Origin of the sequence: Enterococcus sp. DIV1307a (assembly GCF_050537425.1) — a bacterium.
GTDB classification, from domain to species: Bacteria; Bacillota; Bacilli; order Lactobacillales; family Enterococcaceae; genus Enterococcus; species Enterococcus faecalis.
The window spans coordinates 2,006,411-2,022,501 of record NZ_CP172914.1 but is presented as its reverse complement, the minus strand read 5'-3'; the positions used below and the strand labels follow the sequence as shown (position 1 = coordinate 2,022,501).

The window sequence follows — 16,091 nt, the reverse complement described above, 5'->3', positions numbered from 1 at the left end:
GGAAGTTTTTTTGTTTTTATTAAGCAAATTCGTTTCATAAAAAGTGCTAAACCTTCAAAATAAGAAAGTAGAACAGAAAGAAGAGGAGAACAAAATGGCATTAATTGAATTACGTCATGTAAAAAAAGAGTTTTCCGGTAAAGCGGGTAAAGTCACGGCTTTAAAAGATATTGATTTAACGGTTGAATTTGGTGATATTTATGGCATTATTGGCTATTCGGGTGCAGGAAAAAGTACGTTGGTTCGCTTATTGAATGGACTTGAAACACCTACAGAAGGTGAAGTAGAAATTCAAGGACAAGATATTGCATTGTTGCCAAATAAAGAACTACGAAACTTCCGTAAAAAAATTGGGATGATCTTTCAACATTTTAATTTATTATGGTCACGGACGGTCCTAGAAAATATCATGCTCCCATTGGAAATTGCTGGCGTTCCAAAACAAAATCGGAAAAGCCGCGCAGAAGAGTTAATCAAGTTGGTTGGTTTAGAAGGACGGGAAACCGCCTACCCAAGTCAACTCTCTGGTGGGCAAAAGCAACGAGTGGGGATTGCCCGTGCCTTAGCTAACAATCCTGACATTTTGCTTTGTGATGAAGCAACGAGTGCTTTGGATCCGCAGACAACTGATGAGGTGCTAGAATTACTACTAAAAATCAACCAAGAATTAAATTTAACGGTTGTATTAATTACCCATGAAATGCACGTGATTCGTAAAATTTGTAATCGCGTAGCCGTGATGGAATATGGTGAAATTGTTGAAGAAGGTAAAGTAATCGATATTTTCAAAAAGCCTCAAACAGAAATTGCGAAACGCTTTATCCAACAAGAAGCGGATAAAAACATTGAAGAAACGGAACTGGTTGTTGAAGAAATGTTGGAACAATATCCGAATGGAAAAATTGTTCGCCTACTTTTCCACGGCGAACAAGCGAAATTGCCAATTATCTCGCATATTGTCCGAGAATATCAAGTAGAAGTCAGTATTATTCAAGGGAACATTCAGCAAACAAAGCAGGGTGCAGTGGGTTCTCTTTATATTCAATTATTAGGCGAAGAGCAAAATATTCTAGCAGCCATTGAAGGATTACGTAAACTTCGTGTAGAAACAGAGGTGATTGGAAATGAATAATCGTGGCTTAGCAAGTTTCTTTGATTTTTCGCAAATTGATATAAGTAAACTACAAGAAAAAACGATTGAAACACTTTATATGACAGGGATTTCAATCATAGTGGTCGCCATTTTAGGGCTGATTTTAGGACTACTACTTTTTGAAACGTCAGGCAGAAAAGGGATTTTGAGCCGATTACTGTATTGGCTAGTGGCCATTTTTGTAAATATTTTCCGTTCGATTCCGTTTATTATCTTAATCGTTCTGTTAATTCCTTTTACAAAAATTATTTTAGGAAGTATGTCTGGTGTCAAAGGCTCCTTACCAGCATTGATTATTTCCGCAGCACCTTTTTATGCTCGCATGGTCGAAATTGCTTTTCGTGAAGTCGATAAAGGCGTGATTGAAGCAGCCAAAGCAATGGGGGCCAATCGTTTCCAAATAATTTGGAAAGTTCTATTACCAGAAAGTCTGCCAGCGCTTGTTTCTGGCTTAACCGTTACAACCATTTCCTTAGTGGGATATACTGCAATGGCAGCTGCTATTGGAGCGGGCGGTTTAGGAAGTTTGGCGTATCAAGATGGCTTCCAACGTGGTCAAAATACAGTTACCTTAGTAGCAACGATTTGTATCTTAATTATTGTCTTTGCGATTCAATGGATTGGGGATACAGTCGCTAAAAAAATAGATAAACGATAAATGGAGGGAATAAGATGAAAAAACGTACATTATGGTCAGTAATTACTGTAGCAGTAGCTGTCTTAGTTTTAGGGGCTTGCGGCAATAAAAAGAGTGATGACTCGGTCTTGAAAGTTGGAGCTTCACCAGTTCCACATGCAGAGATTTTAGAACATGTAAAACCTTTATTAGAAAAAGAAGGCGTAAAATTAGAAGTGACGACTTATACAGATTACGTGCTACCTAACAAGGCGTTGGAAAGTGGCGATATCGATGCCAACTATTTCCAACATGTGCCGTTCTTTAATGAAGCGGTTAAAGAAAATGATTATGACTTTGTGAATGCAGGTGCGATTCATTTAGAACCAGTTGGGCTTTACTCGAAAAAATACAAATCGTTACAAGAAATTCCTGATGGTTCAACGATTTACGTTAGCTCTTCCGTTTCAGATTGGCCACGCGTATTAACTATCTTAGAAGATGCTGGTTTAATCACGCTGAAAGAAGGGGTAGACCGGACAACTGCTACTTTCGATGATATTGATAAAAATACTAAAAAGTTGAAATTCAATCATGAAAGTGATCCAGCAATCATGACCACTCTTTATGACAATGAAGAAGGGGCTGCGGTTTTAATTAACTCAAACTTTGCCGTGGATCAAGGATTAAATCCGAAAAAAGATGCGATTGCCTTAGAAAAAGAAAGTTCACCTTATGCTAATATTATTGCGGTTCGTAAAGAAGACGAAAACAATGAAAATGTAAAAAAATTAGTCAAAGTGTTACGTAGCAAAGAAGTTCAAGATTGGATTACAAAAAAATGGAACGGTGCCATTGTTCCAGTCAATGAATAAAAAGAAAATGACAATAGAATAAAAACTTGAGGTCGGGACAGGCGTGTTAAGCTTCAAGAAATAAGAAGAAAGTTCTGAAAGATGCTTTTTGTCTCTCAAGGACGTTCAGCTTATTTCCGAAGAAGCTGCTCCTGTCCCGTTGTTTATTTAAAATTTTAGAGCTAGGCAGATACATCATGTTGATTTACTTGCCAAGTCTAAGTTTTTTTCTTTTAAAAAAGGATTATAAATGATAAAGTTACAAGGAATTTCTTAATTATCAGGAAAATTCAGGGACTATGCATAGGCATTTGCATTAGTTATTGTTATAATAATTAAGATAGATTTTTTGGAATGGAGGGAAAAAGATGTTACGTTTTTTTCCGCAAAAAAATAAATATGTAGAAGAAGCAAGCCAGTACGTTTTTGATAAAGAAGGCCAAATTCCGCAGCACATTGCCATTATTATGGACGGAAATGGCCGGTGGGCACAGAATCGAAGACTGCCGAGAATTGCTGGACATAAAGAAGGCATGGATACGGTCAAAAAAATAACGAAGCATGCTAGTCATTTAGGCGTTAAAGTTTTAACACTTTATGCATTTTCAACGGAAAATTGGAAGAGACCAACAGATGAAGTCAATTTCTTAATGCAATTGCCTGTTGATTTTTTTGATACATTCGTGCCTGAATTAATTAAGGAAAATGTTAAAGTCAATGTAATGGGCTACCAAGAGTTTCTACCAAGCCATACGCAAGATGCTGTTAAGCGCGCCATTGAGCAAACCAAGGACAATACGGGCATGGTTTTGAACTTTGCTTTGAATTATGGGGCGCGTGCGGAGCTACTAACTGCCATGAAACAGATTGCTGCAGAGGTTTCAGAAAAAGCATATACGGCAGATGAGATTACAGAAGAAACGATCGCAGATCACTTAATGACTGGCTTTTTACCCACGGAACTTCGTGATCCAGAATTGTTGATTCGAACAAGTGGGGAAGAGAGAATTAGTAATTTCTTGCTATGGCAAATTGCTTATAGCGAGTTGTTTTTTACAAAAGCATTATGGCCTGATTTTTCAGGAGACACTTTAGAAACCGCGATTGCTTCTTTCCAAAATCGTAATCGTCGTTTTGGTGGTCTAAAAGAAACTACAGAAACAGAAGGGAGCGATCCGCAGTGAGACAACGTGTCATCACAGCTATCGTCGCATTAATCATCTTTATTCCAATTATCTGGTATGGTGGTTTTGCAATTGAGATTGCCGCTGTTGCTTTGGCAGTAGTCGGCGTGTACGAGTTATTCCGTATGAAAGGATTAACGTTATTAAGTTTTGAAGGTGTTTTATCAGCATTAGGGGCCGTTTTTTTAGTTATCCCGACAATTAAATGGTTAAACTTTTTGCCGGAAATGCAAACAAATTTCATTTTATTTTATGTCACTGTAATGTTGTTGTTAGGTGCTTCGGTAATTTCTAAAAATACATATACGATTGAAGAAGCTGGCTTTCCAGTTATTGTCAGTTTATATGTAGGGATGGGGTTCCAGAACTTTATTAGTGCCCGTTCCGCAGGTTTTGAAGTCTTGTTATTTGCTTTATTCATTGTCTGGGCAACGGATATTGGTGCATATCTATTTGGACGCCGATTTGGTCGTCATAAATTGATGCCCGATGTTTCACCCAACAAGACAATAGAAGGTGCACTTGGTGGTATTTTATCAGCCGTCGTTGTAGCAGCGTTGTTTTTAGTTTTCACAGCTAATAAAGGGCTATTTCCTTATCCGATGCCGGTGATGCTCATATTGACGGTTCTATTTTCTATAGTAGGGCAATTCGGTGATTTGGTTGAATCTTCTATCAAACGTCATTATGGCGTGAAAGACTCTGGTAACATCTTGCCAGGACATGGTGGTATTTTAGATCGTTTTGATAGTTTATTATTTGTTTTCCCAATTATGCACTTATGTGGATTATTTTAAATTGATTAACAAAATTTAAAAAAGTATCGTCAAATAAGCAAAAATCCAGAAGAGTCTCTCTTCTGGATTTTTGCTGTTTATTGAGATAATGCGTGAAACACTGACAGGGTATGTTTGAGATAAGTTTAATTTTAAACATTCGGTGGTTTTACTCTTTAATTGACAATAGCCTTCTCTTTAAAGAGAAGGCTATCTAACGAATCAATATTATTATTTTAAAGTTGGATCAGACTATTTCTAGTATTCAAGTATTTTTCATTTAAGCGATGTATTCCCTACCTCTAATACATCCTTGTATCTCTCTAGACACGCCAGTTTTGAATAAAATCATCAAAACAATTGAATGGTTCGTTTAAAAATATTTTTCGTGTTCTAAATATTATAACATAAAACTCGTCAACTGACCACTAGCTGACGAGTTCATAATTTTTCCAGATAAATAGACAGCCGTTTTCCGCCGACTGTCTAAGATTAAGATAGATTTGTAAAGAAGTGAATAAATGCTTCCTACTATCTCTTTATAACATGAGGAAAAGAAAACTGCAAAAGATAGCTGTGTTTTTTGAAAAAAAGATCAGCTGGTTTCCGCCAGCTGATCATCCGTTGAAAAGAGATATAAAGAAGTGAATAAAGCTTGCTTTACCTCTATTTTATACCATGTTTTGATTTAAATAACTATTCAGTATTAGTTATACTTAAATAATAAATATGTATACGGATGTATTGTTTTGAGGTATAGTCATAGAGAAAAGAGGGAACGTTTATGAAAAAATTTTGTTTAAGTTATAGCTCTGGTAAAGATTGTTTATTGGCGATGGATCGATTGGTACAAGCAGGAAATCAGCCAGTTGCGTTAGTGACAACATTAAGTGATGAAATTAATCGTTCTTGGTTTCACGGGATACCAATCTCCGTCTTAGAAGCAGCAGCCGAAGCGTTAGATTTACCACTTGTTATATCACATAACAATGAAACAAATTACACAGAAAAAGTGGTTGAGGCACTGCAGGAAACTAAAAAATTGGGTGCAGAAACGGTTTGTTTTGGTGATATAGATATTGAAAAAAATGGTGCTTGGGATCGCCAAGTTGCATTAAGTGCTGGGCTAGAGCCACAATTACCTCTTTGGCAGGAAAATCGCGAAGCACTTGTCAAAGAATTCTTGGCAAAAGGGTACACAGCAATTATCAAAACGGTCAGCAAAGAGGCAGGTATTCCAATAAAATTTTTAGGAGAACCGTTAGATGAAACATTTATCACGTACCTTAAAGAGCATCAATTAGATATTTGCGGAGAAAACGGGGAGTACCATACGTTGGTAATTGACGGCCCGCTATTTAAAAAGAGGCTCCATTATTATACTTCAGGAATTTATGAAAGTCCTTATGCTTATTCCTTGATTATTGATGCTTAAATGAAAGTAAAAGGACACAAGCTGCCACTTTTTCTAGGGATATGCTATAATTGACTTAAGAAAAGTAGAGAAAGTGAGTGGTTAATTATGGAAGAAACTGTCTTTTTTAATTTAGGAAATGCCCTTGCTTCAAAAAGAGATCAAAAAGAATTAATTAAAGAAGCCCAAATTGCGAAAGATACTCGAAAGATTCCAGGAAAACTGATTATCGTTGAAGATGAAGAAAATGGTACCCATATTTTATTTGAATTAGCTGATCAAACAGAACCATCTGTTGAAACAAAAGAATTCAAAGTGAAAAAAGTGATTGATTAATAAAAAAGCAACGAATTTTTCTAAATTCGTTGCTTTTTTATATTTTTTTACACAAATGATACAAAAAGAATATCAAAATCAAATAAATGATTAGTATACTTGAAGAAACAAATAGGAAGCAAAGCAAACGTTTTGAGGTGTTCTTTCATGGAAAATCGAGGAATTTTATTTGATAAAGATGGTACGTGTATTCGTTTTGATACTCTTTGGCAAGCAGGTTTGAAAGCTTGTTTTGAAACACTAAGTATGTTAGCCCCTCATCATTCAGCAGAAATAAAAAAGATATTAGCTATTCAGGAGCAACGTTTTTTGCAAAAACATTTACTTGATGAAGTCCTTTATCAGGAACTGTATCAGGAATTGGCGCAATTTGAGGAATTAGTCGAACAGGGAATCAGCAGTCGATGGCTAGAGCAATTTTTTTATGATTATTTACGAAAAAATCTGAAAAAGATTGAACCAATTGGTGATTTAAAACAGTTATTTCTTGAGCTGAAACGGAAGAACTATAAAATTGGATTAGCAACTTCAGATACTTTGCCAGCGACTATGTTGATTATGGAATATCTTGGTTTAACAGAAATGTTTGATTTTATTGCGACAGGAGATCGTTACTTACCGAAACCAGATGCGGACATGCTCCAAGCCTTTTGTCAGTCATGTCAATTGAAGGCGACAGAAGTAATTATGGTAGGTGATTCGCTCGTGGATGTTTTCATGGGAACTTGTCATGGTAAAGCAGGAATTGGTGTTTTAACCGGCAACTGCCAGTCAACTGATTTTGAAAAGTTTGAAGTAGCTTATTTTCGTGATATCCATGAAATACCTTATCAAGAATTATGGGGAAATACCAAGAAGAAAAAAATCCTGAAAAGATGACGAGTCTTTTCAGGATTTTTTTATTAATCTAATTGAAGCAATTGCCGTTTCTTTTGTTGAAATTCTTCTTCTGTTAGAACTCCTTCATCAACTAACATTTTTAAATTTCTTAACTCAGCCATTACGTCTTCAATAGTGCTAGATGAGTTTTTTTGTGAATCAGATAGTTTTGGTTCAATCGGTTGGTTTTTATCACTCTTTATAGGAGTTGGTATTTCTTTTTCTTTTATTCGACGAACAATAGTGTCTAATGATGAAAGGGCTCGTTCAGCGTTGAAACGGGCTCTATCGATCGCTAATTGACGATCAAATTCAGTGGTTTGCTCACTAAGTGTCTTTAAAAAGGAAATAGTGATGGTTGGGCGTTGCAAATCATCTAGATTAATCAAAATATAGACACTACTGACGCGATCATAAGGTACGTTTTCTTCGGTGAAATGGGTATTTTTTTTCTCTAAAATTTTGTAATCAGCGATAATGCTTACTGGCAAAATTTTTGATGAACCAACCAGTCGAAAATTTTTTTCAGGTTCATCGAATTCAATCGAGCCAGCAATAGTTGTTGTAGGATTGAATAGCCGGTTGTCTTCTTGGACATTTCTTAAATCCGTCAATGTCCAAGTTTGGGTATATCCTTGTCCCTGGACACCGAGTTGACCTGCACATTTCTTACAGATTTGGTAATTATCTGAAGTTAAATATTTTCCTTTATTATCCTGACAAAGAGCACATAGATTTCCATAAACTTCAGCATTTTTTTCATTTGCTTTTGCGATTTCAGACTGCTTGTTTATTAACTCTTGCATTTGTTGTAAATCAGCTAAACTTTTTTTATCAACGGACCAAGTGGATACTTTAAGTTTTTTTAAACAGCTTTTTCCTACGCGATAAAAATCACTCGTAAAGTACTTGCCAGTTTCCTCTTCGCAAAGATAACATAAATTTCCCTTTGCTTGCATTGCTTGATCCTTTTTTATAATTTCTTCTTGACGTTTTATAATACTTTCCATTGTTCGATCTTTAATTTCTTTTGGTTTTAACTCTAAATGTTCTGCACAATGTTTACAGATACCGTGATTATCAAAGGTGATGATTTTACCAGGATTTAGATCACACAGTTCGCACATACTTTTCATGGGATGACTCCTTTTTGTTAAGATAAATTAATTTTACCATTCAACTCTATGAAGAACAAACCAAAAAAGCAAGTAGAACTAAGTGCCTACTTGCTTACAGACTATTTAATTGTAATTTCTTCAACAGCGATAGGATCTCCCATGCTGAACATACTGTCTCTGAAAGTAAAAGTTACAGGTTTTGTTTCATCAGCAAATTCATAAGGGTATGCTGCTTGGACAGTTGCGCCAGGATTAACTTTTTTATTTAACATGTCAATTCTATCTTTAATCGGAGAATCATTAACAATTCCATAAGTTAAATCTTCTGTTGTATCGCCGGTATTTTGTGATACGCTAACAAAACTAGAGTATAACATTTGTACATCTTGTGCTTCCTTAGTGTTATTAGTCAAATCAAATAGTACATAAAAGATTGGTTTACCATCGAAACTTGTACCTTTTTGGAATTCGGTGATTTTTAATACACCATCAGGAACAGTCAATGTTCGATCTTTATAAGTCCCTTTATCTTCTTTAGCTTTTGTTTCAGTTGTTGCGGTAGCAGTACTTGAGGTTTTTTTAGTTTTATTAGTGTTGTTTGTTCCAGAACCACATGCACCTAAAATCAGAGTACTAATTAAAACTAATCCTAACATAGAAAATTTTTTCATTTTCACTTTCCCTCCCATAGTTTAGTTAATGATTTGTAGCGCTTACTAAATAGTTGAAAACAATCCCCAATTAAATAACTTTGGACTACAAATCACTTAGTTTAAATGAAAATAAGTATACCGCCATGTGTAAAAATAACACATCACAGTATACTTATTTTATCAAATAATTAAAAAAGATAAAAAATCTAAAAACTTCGACCGCCGCCACCGAATGTGCCGCCGCCAGTTGAGTGGGTGGTGCTGCCACCACCGCCCATTCCGCCACTGCCGCCATTGTTTTTAGGAATACGACGCGTAGTGATGAAAGAGTTGGTTAACTGATCTGTGCGGGAGGTTAAGTTTAAAGTTGTTTTTTCCCTAAAGGGATATTGATAACTTGAAAATTTTAATTGATATTTAGAAATATTAATGCCTAAGAAGACCAAACTGAGTATCAGCGCAGCAGCAAAAGCAATTACCATTTCCAGCGGGGTAATGACTTTATAACGAGTGATTTTACCTGTTTCGCTGTCCACACGATAGTGACCCCCAGGAACCCCTTTATCAACAAATGCTTGAGTTTCCTGAACAAAGGTTTGAGCAGCCGCGAAATAATTTCCTTGACTCATCCCATCCATTACTTTATCTAAGGTATCATCAATTCGTGCATCCGTCATATAATCAATCATGTTTCCAGAAGTAGAGATGTAGACTTTCCGTAAGTCCATATCAATGAGAAAAAGAATCGCATTTTGATCCTTGCCAACTTTATTTAAAAGATAATGATCTGCATATTCTTGTTCATCGCCATAGGTATTATTATTTGTGGTCACAATAAAGACAGAGGCTTTTGTTTTTTCTTCTAAAGGTTGTATCTCTTGTTTTAGTTGGTTGATTTGATCAGGTGTCAGTAATTGTGCGTCATCATCAATTGAATTTTCAGCCGCCGAAACGGGTAGGGCAAGGCCAAAGGTAAGAAGTATTAGGAAAAAAATAGGTAAAAGTCGTTTTTTCATAGGAAATAACCTCCTAATAAAAAGAGTGCTAAGAGTCCAGCGAAAATGCCTAACGTTGCTAGTCCTAAACGGGTGTAACTAATTGGAAGCACACCGCTTACTTTACCTGTTTGTCCATTCATGGCATAATAATAAACTTTTTTTGATTGTTCCTGACTGCGATAGGTGACTAACCAAATTGGCAAAAGCATATAGTGATTATTTTCTTGGTTTAGAGAAATATCCGTGCGAACATTTGTCAACGTAGTATAACCAGAAGCAGAGTCCCGTAACAATGATTCCGAATAATCTTGTAATTCTTGTTGGACGTGTTTTTTGATTGCTTCATATTCAATATCGCGTTTTTCTGCTTGAAAACCTGCTAGGTATTGGCTTTTGAAAGGCACCGCTTGATCAATTAAAAATGGTTGAACGCCTTCCACCATTTTTTGTTGGACGTTTTTTGATAAGGCATTTTTAACTAATTCTTTAAATGATAATTTTCCTGAACGTCCCACATTGAAACGTTTTGTTTCGGTGTATTCAATATCACCTACGCGCCAAATGCGAATACTTGTGCCAGTAGCTTGCAGTTGTCCATCGACTTCTGCATCAACGACCCAATAGGGGAAGTAAACCCCAGTTAATTTATCGATTTGATTTTTGCTGAAAAAATCTCGGGGAATGAACCATTTTTTCTTGGTCCAAGCGAGAAATTTTTCAATCGCTTCGTCTTTTTCAATTGTAAAGGGTAAGACGTTTTCTGGTAAAAATTCGCCACTTAATCGACCAGCCAAGACAACTGGATTATGGCAATAATAACAGTATGTGGCTGCTGTTGTTGCATCGGTGACAATTTGAGCGCCACAGCTTGGACAATTAAAAATTTCCATTGTGCCTGCATCTGCAGCTGCTTCATTCTCAGTGGTCTCTGTTTGTTGCGTAGCGGAGGATTCTTCTTCCGCCGTGAAAGTCAAATTTTCCTCGGCAGTCGTTGTTGAGGGATTCTCTAAATGCGCCTCATGTTGCTGTTGCTCATAACGAGTCACTTCTTCTTCCGTGTAAATATTTAAACAATATTCACAATGAAATTTTTGATCTTTGGGATTAAATAAGAGCGGGCCGCCACAGTTGGGGCATTTATGGGTAAATGTTGTTTCCATTGCAACCGTCCTTTCTAATAGAGTGAGTAAATAACAGGAATCTGATTCAAAGAAAAAGGGTAGACTTGTGCCTGACCCTTTTCTTTAATTGTTCACTACTTGCTTATAAAGGAACCCCTTGGAATGGTTTACCACAATGTGGACAGAACTTAGGAATACCATTACTTAAGTCAACAATTTCGCTACATTCACTACATTTCATTTCTAATTTTGGTTTCTCGTTTGTTGGTTTTGGTGTACCACAGTTTGAACAAAACTTCCCAGTGTTTTCAGTCCCACATTGTGGGCAAGTCCAAGTGTCTGTAGCCCCTTGTGCGTTTTGCTGGTTTTGTTTTTCTTGCATTTGTTGTTGGTTTGTTTGAGACGCTTGCGCAAAGTAGTTGCCATTCGCATTCATGCCCATACCAACGCCCATAAAGCCGCTCATAGCGCCACCTTCATTTTTACCAGCAGCCTCCATACCACGAGCCAAGGAACCTTGAACATAGCCTTCGCGAACACCTGGATCGCTGAGCATAGCACCTTCATTTCGCATGTTGATTAATTTTGTTGAATCATCTGTATAAGAAATGCTCGCAACTGCTACAGAAACAATTTCCATGCCGCGATTGGTGCGCCAATCCTCATCAAGCGCAGTTTGCATATATTTGCTTAATTCAACACTTTTTGAGGGAACATAAGAAATACGTTGCCCATCAGCAGACATTTGATTGATTGCTGCTTGCAATGCTGTAATGAACTCTGCCAAATATTGTTCATTAATATCATTAATATCTACTTGCGTTTGGTTTTTAGGAATCGCATTAGTATAAAATAGCAAAGGATCTGTAATTTTAATTGAGTAATTTCCGTGTGCACGTAAGAAAAGTTCGGCATTATAAAAATTATCAAAATAGTTTAATGGCGCAGGTGTTCCAAATTTAATGCCTTTAATTTCTTGCAAGTTAATATAAAAAACTTGTTGTTTTTGTGGAGTTACGCCACCAAATTTGAAACGACTGAAGGTCTCTGCAATCGCATCTTTTAAAGAACCGTTAAACATTGAAGGCGCAGAATCATTTTTGACTGTATAATAGCCTTCTTCAGCAGTATAATCGATGATTTTGCCACCATCGACAAGAAGCATCATCATGTTGGGATAGACATGTACAACAGAACCATCTGTTAAAACATCGTCCGTTCCTTTACGATTAGAACCACGTTTATCATCTTTACGTACAAAAACACCTTTTGTCATGACGGTTGTGTCCCCCATATTATCAGGTTCAATAACCTCTAGCCATTGATCGGCCAAGCCACCGCCAACTGAACTTGTTGCTGCTTTAATAAGTCCCATGTTCATTCCTCCTAATAAAAAACTAATTGTTAAAGCTAGTATACCACACAATGAATGCAGAGAAATCCAACGAAAGCCTGATGAAATGGAAAAAATTGATCAAACTTTATTAAGAAATTAAAAAAAGTATAGGTGAAACACAAGCATTTTAAAAAAAGTTACGTATAATAGAAGAAAAGACATATTATATAGTTAGGGGATTATTGAATGGAACGAAGCAATCGTAATAAAAAATCTTCAAAAAAACCACTTATTCTTGGTGTTTCTGCCTTGGTTCTAATCGCTGCTGCCGGTGGCGGGTATTATGCTTATAGTCAATGGCAAGCCAAACAAGAATTAGCCGAAGCGAAGAAAACAGCTACTACATTTTTAAACGTATTGTCAAAACAGGAATTTGATAAGTTACCGTCCGTTGTTCAAGAAGCTAGCTTAAAGAAAAATGGCTATGATACTAAATCTGTTGTTGAAAAATACCAAGCAATTTATTCAGGGATTCAAGCAGAAGGAGTCAAAGCTAGTGATGTCCAAGTCAAAAAGGCGAAAGACAATCAATACACATTTACCTATAAATTATCGATGAGCACGCCTTTAGGCGAAATGAAAGATTTGTCTTATCAATCAAGTATCGCCAAAAAAGGCGATACCTACCAAATCGCTTGGAAGCCGTCTTTAATTTTTCCAGATATGTCAGGAAATGATAAAATTTCGATTCAAGTAGATAATGCCAAACGTGGAGAAATTGTCGATCGTAATGGTAGTGGGCTAGCAATTAACAAAGTGTTTGACGAAGTGGGCGTAGTGCCTGGCAAACTCGGTTCTGGCGCAGAAAAAACAGCCAATATCAAAGCTTTTAGTGATAAGTTCGGCGTTTCTGTTGATGAAATCAATCAAAAGTTAAGCCAAGGGTGGGTCCAAGCAGACTCCTTTGTACCAATCACGGTCGCTTCTGAACCAGTGACAGAATTACCAACAGGGGCTGCGACAAAAGATACAGAGTCACGTTATTATCCGCTGGGGGAAGCAGCTGCGCAATTAATCGGGTATACGGGTACCATTACTGCAGAAGATATTGAAAAAAATCCAGAGTTAAGTAGTACGGGCGTAATTGGTAAAACTGGCTTAGAACGAGCGTTTGATAAAGAATTAAGAGGGCAAGATGGTGGCTCACTAGTTATTTTAGATGACAAAGAGAATGTCAAAAAAGCTTTACAAACCAAAGAGAAAAAAGATGGTCAAACGATTAAATTAACGATTGACAGCGGGGTACAACAACAAGCTTTTGCTATATTTGACAAACGTCCTGGTAGTGCGGTCATTACCGATCCTCAAAAAGGCGATTTATTAGCAACGGTTAGTTCACCTTCGTATGATCCTAATAAAATGGCCAATGGCATTTCTCAAAAAGAATATGATGCTTACAATAACAACAAAGATTTACCATTCACAGCACGTTTTGCGACAGGCTATGCACCAGGCTCTACCTTTAAAACAATTACCGGTGCCATTGGTTTAGATGCAGGGACATTGAAGCCAGATGAAGAGCTAGAAATTAATGGTTTGAAATGGCAAAAAGATAAATCTTGGGGCGGCTATTTTGCGACACGTGTAAAAGAAGCAAGTCCAGTCAATCTGCGTACCGCTTTAGTTAATTCAGATAATATTTATTTTGCCCAACAAACATTACGGATGGGAGAAGACAAATTTAGAGCGGGTCTTAATAAATTCATTTTCGGTGAGGAACTAGATTTACCAATTGCCATGACGCCTGCTCAAATTTCAAATGAAGATAAATTTAATTCTGAAATTCTTTTAGCAGATACGGGCTACGGTCAAGGCCAATTGTTAATTTCACCAATCCAGCAAGCTACCATGTATAGTGTTTTCCAAAATAATGGAACATTAGTCTATCCAAAATTAGTTTTAGACAAAGAAACGAAGAAAAAAGACAATGTAATCAGCGCCAACGCAGCGAATACAATTGCCACAGATCTTTTAGGTAGTGTGGAAGATCCTTCAGGTTATGTTTATAATATGTACAATCCGAACTTCTCATTGGCTGCTAAAACAGGAACAGCTGAAATAAAAGATAAACAAGATACAGATGGCAAAGAAAACAGTTTCCTTCTAACGTTAGATCGTAGTAACAATAAATTCTTAACAATGATTATGGTTGAAAATTCAGGAGAAAATGGTTCTGCAACAGATATCAGTAAACCATTAATTGATTACTTAGAAGCAACCATTAAATAAAAAGAGAAAATGAACGAAACGAGGTTTCTTTAAAAAGAAACCTCGTTTTCCCTTTTTAGAAAAAGGAAAGTGTGCTACAATGAAGCGACTAAATTGTAGAAGGAAAGGGATTCGTGTGCGAATTTTAGCAATAGATACATCTAACCAAACATTGAGTATTGCTGTGTGTGAAAATCAAAAAATTCTGGGAAGTTATACAGCAACGGTTAAAAGAAATCATAGCTTAACATTAATGCCGGCAATTGACTATTTGATGAGCCAATTGAACTTGGCGCCAACGGCAATTGATCGTTTTGTCGTAGCAGAAGGTCCTGGATCATACACTGGCTTACGTTTAGGCGTGACGACTGCCAAAACATTGGCCTATACTTTAAAGAAAGAGCTAGTAGGCATTTCCAGTCTACAAACGTTAGCTGCCAATTGTGTTGGACAAACCGGTTTAATTGTACCTCTTTTTGATGCGCGTCGTAAAAACGTCTATGCTGGTGCTTATCGGTTTGTCGATGGCGTGTGGCAAAATGAGTTACCGGACCAACATATTTCCCTGCGGGAGTTATTAGAACAACTAAAAAATGAACCAAATCTTTTTTTTGTTGGTGAAGATGTTGAAAAATTCACTGAAGAAATAACTCAAATCATTCCTCATGGGGAAATTTGTGATGTCCCGCAATGGCAAATTCCTAATGCCGCAGTTTTGGCTGCGTTAGGTAGTGTGGCTGAACCTGTTGAAAATGTTCATGGGTTCTTACCTGCGTATTTGAAAAAAGTAGAAGCGGAAGAAAATTGGTTGAAGACACACACGCCTAATGGAGAAAGCTATGTGGAAAAACTTTAATTTTGTGACAAAATACTTTACAAAAAGACGGCAACGGTATATAACTAAAACCATTGCAATGAACCAGCAAGAATTTCAATTGCGTGAAATCACCTACCAAGATATTAAGGATTTACTAGCAATTGAACGTGAAGTTTATGCTGGGGAACTTCCTTGGACGATGTCTGCTTTCATGGCAGAACTTGGCTCAAAAGCGCCGCATCTCTATTTGTTAGCGGCAATTAACGGGAAAACAGTTGGCTTTATTGGCTGTCGGATTCAAGGAACGGATGCACACATTACGAATGTCGCTGTCCATACAGCATACCAAGGCTTAGGTTTAGGTCGTTCTTTAATAGAAGAAACGCGAATTTTTGCCAAGAAAAATCGTTGTGAAACCTTATCGCTAGAAGTACGAATGAGTAATGTTAAAGCCCAACGTTTGTATCGAAAAATTGGCTTTGTCTCACAAACGGTGAAAAAAGGCTATTATGACGAAAATAATGAAGACGCACTAGAAATGATAATTGATTTAAAAGAAGAGTGAAGA

16 protein-coding genes are annotated in these 16,091 nt (G+C 36.8%); 11 read left to right on the top strand and 5 right to left on the bottom strand.

All coding sequences use genetic code 11. The annotated features are described in order from the left end of the window. Positions 1-94 precede the first annotated feature (94 nt). The 8 genes from IGL90_RS09795 (at position 95) to IGL90_RS09760 (ending at position 7,212) form a co-directional block, all read left to right on the top strand. On the top strand, positions 95-1,132 hold the full coding sequence (locus IGL90_RS09795) for a methionine ABC transporter ATP-binding protein (RefSeq protein WP_048737955.1): 1,038 nt from the start codon (positions 95-97) through the stop codon (positions 1,130-1,132). Next, on the top strand, positions 1,125-1,811 hold the full coding sequence (locus tag IGL90_RS09790; RefSeq protein ID WP_002362617.1) for a methionine ABC transporter permease: 687 nt from the start codon (positions 1,125-1,127) through the stop codon (positions 1,809-1,811). The genes IGL90_RS09795 and IGL90_RS09790 overlap by 8 nt, the downstream gene beginning before the upstream one ends. A gap of 14 nt (positions 1,812-1,825) precedes the next feature. Continuing rightward, positions 1,826-2,644, top strand: coding sequence for a MetQ/NlpA family ABC transporter substrate-binding protein (locus IGL90_RS09785; protein WP_002359679.1), 819 nt, complete (start codon positions 1,826-1,828; stop codon positions 2,642-2,644). A gap of 347 nt (positions 2,645-2,991) precedes the next feature. Next, entirely contained in the window at positions 2,992-3,807 is an 816-nt protein-coding gene (locus tag IGL90_RS09780; RefSeq protein WP_048737958.1) for an isoprenyl transferase, read from the top strand. Further along, positions 3,804-4,604: a phosphatidate cytidylyltransferase gene (locus tag IGL90_RS09775; RefSeq protein ID WP_002380622.1), complete on the top strand. Its 801-nt coding sequence runs from the start codon at positions 3,804-3,806 to the stop codon at positions 4,602-4,604. Before IGL90_RS09780 ends, IGL90_RS09775 begins: the two co-directional genes overlap by 4 nt. A gap of 763 nt (positions 4,605-5,367) precedes the next feature. Next, positions 5,368-6,018 (top strand): diphthine--ammonia ligase, encoded by a 651-nt coding sequence (locus IGL90_RS09770; protein WP_048737961.1) that lies wholly within the window; start codon positions 5,368-5,370, stop codon positions 6,016-6,018. 87 nt (positions 6,019-6,105) lie between these two features. Beyond that, complete coding sequence (locus IGL90_RS09765) at positions 6,106-6,333, top strand: hypothetical protein (protein WP_048737963.1); 228 nt, start codon at positions 6,106-6,108, stop codon at positions 6,331-6,333. A gap of 147 nt (positions 6,334-6,480) precedes the next feature. Further along, positions 6,481-7,212: an HAD family hydrolase gene (locus IGL90_RS09760; RefSeq protein ID WP_048737964.1), complete on the top strand. Its 732-nt coding sequence runs from the start codon at positions 6,481-6,483 to the stop codon at positions 7,210-7,212. 23 nt (positions 7,213-7,235) lie between these two features. Here the strand turns inward: IGL90_RS09760 and IGL90_RS09755 are convergent, their stop codons facing one another. From IGL90_RS09755 to IGL90_RS09735, 5 genes are all read right to left on the bottom strand, one after another. Next, a complete protein-coding gene (locus IGL90_RS09755; protein ID WP_048737965.1) occupies positions 7,236-8,348 on the bottom strand; it encodes an SHOCT domain-containing protein in 1,113 nt (370 codons plus the stop codon). A 101-nt stretch (positions 8,349-8,449) separates the two neighbouring features. Next, positions 8,450-9,001: a DUF5067 domain-containing protein gene (locus IGL90_RS09750; protein ID WP_010783600.1), complete on the bottom strand. Its 552-nt coding sequence runs from the start codon at positions 8,999-9,001 to the stop codon at positions 8,450-8,452. A gap of 188 nt (positions 9,002-9,189) precedes the next feature. Further along, positions 9,190-9,999 carry a TPM domain-containing protein gene (locus IGL90_RS09745; RefSeq protein ID WP_010777848.1) on the bottom strand — a complete coding sequence of 270 codons (810 nt, stop codon included), beginning with the start codon at positions 9,997-9,999 and terminating at the stop codon, positions 9,190-9,192. Beyond that, positions 9,996-11,141 carry a hypothetical protein gene (locus IGL90_RS09740; RefSeq protein ID WP_002356655.1) on the bottom strand — a complete coding sequence of 382 codons (1,146 nt, stop codon included), beginning with the start codon at positions 11,139-11,141 and terminating at the stop codon, positions 9,996-9,998. Before IGL90_RS09740 ends, IGL90_RS09745 begins: the two co-directional genes overlap by 4 nt. Positions 11,142-11,244: 103 nt before the next feature. Continuing rightward, on the bottom strand, positions 11,245-12,477 hold the full coding sequence (locus IGL90_RS09735; RefSeq protein ID WP_002356656.1) for an SPFH domain-containing protein: 1,233 nt from the start codon (positions 12,475-12,477) through the stop codon (positions 11,245-11,247). Between the two features lie 207 nt (positions 12,478-12,684). Between IGL90_RS09735 and IGL90_RS09730 the strand changes: the two genes are divergently transcribed. From IGL90_RS09730 to rimI, 3 genes are all read left to right on the top strand, one after another. Then, the gene (locus IGL90_RS09730) at positions 12,685-14,727 is read left to right on the top strand and encodes a penicillin-binding transpeptidase domain-containing protein (RefSeq protein WP_002356658.1); all 2,043 of its coding nucleotides are present in this window, start codon (positions 12,685-12,687) and stop codon (positions 14,725-14,727) included. Between the two features lie 115 nt (positions 14,728-14,842). After that, entirely contained in the window at positions 14,843-15,562 is a 720-nt protein-coding gene (gene tsaB / locus IGL90_RS09725; RefSeq protein WP_010717099.1) for a tRNA (adenosine(37)-N6)-threonylcarbamoyltransferase complex dimerization subunit type 1 TsaB, read from the top strand. Then, positions 15,534-16,088, top strand: a complete 555-nt coding sequence (gene rimI, locus IGL90_RS09720) for a ribosomal protein S18-alanine N-acetyltransferase (protein WP_002387121.1) — start codon at positions 15,534-15,536, stop codon at positions 16,086-16,088. Before tsaB ends, rimI begins: the two co-directional genes overlap by 29 nt. Positions 16,089-16,091 lie beyond the last annotated feature (3 nt).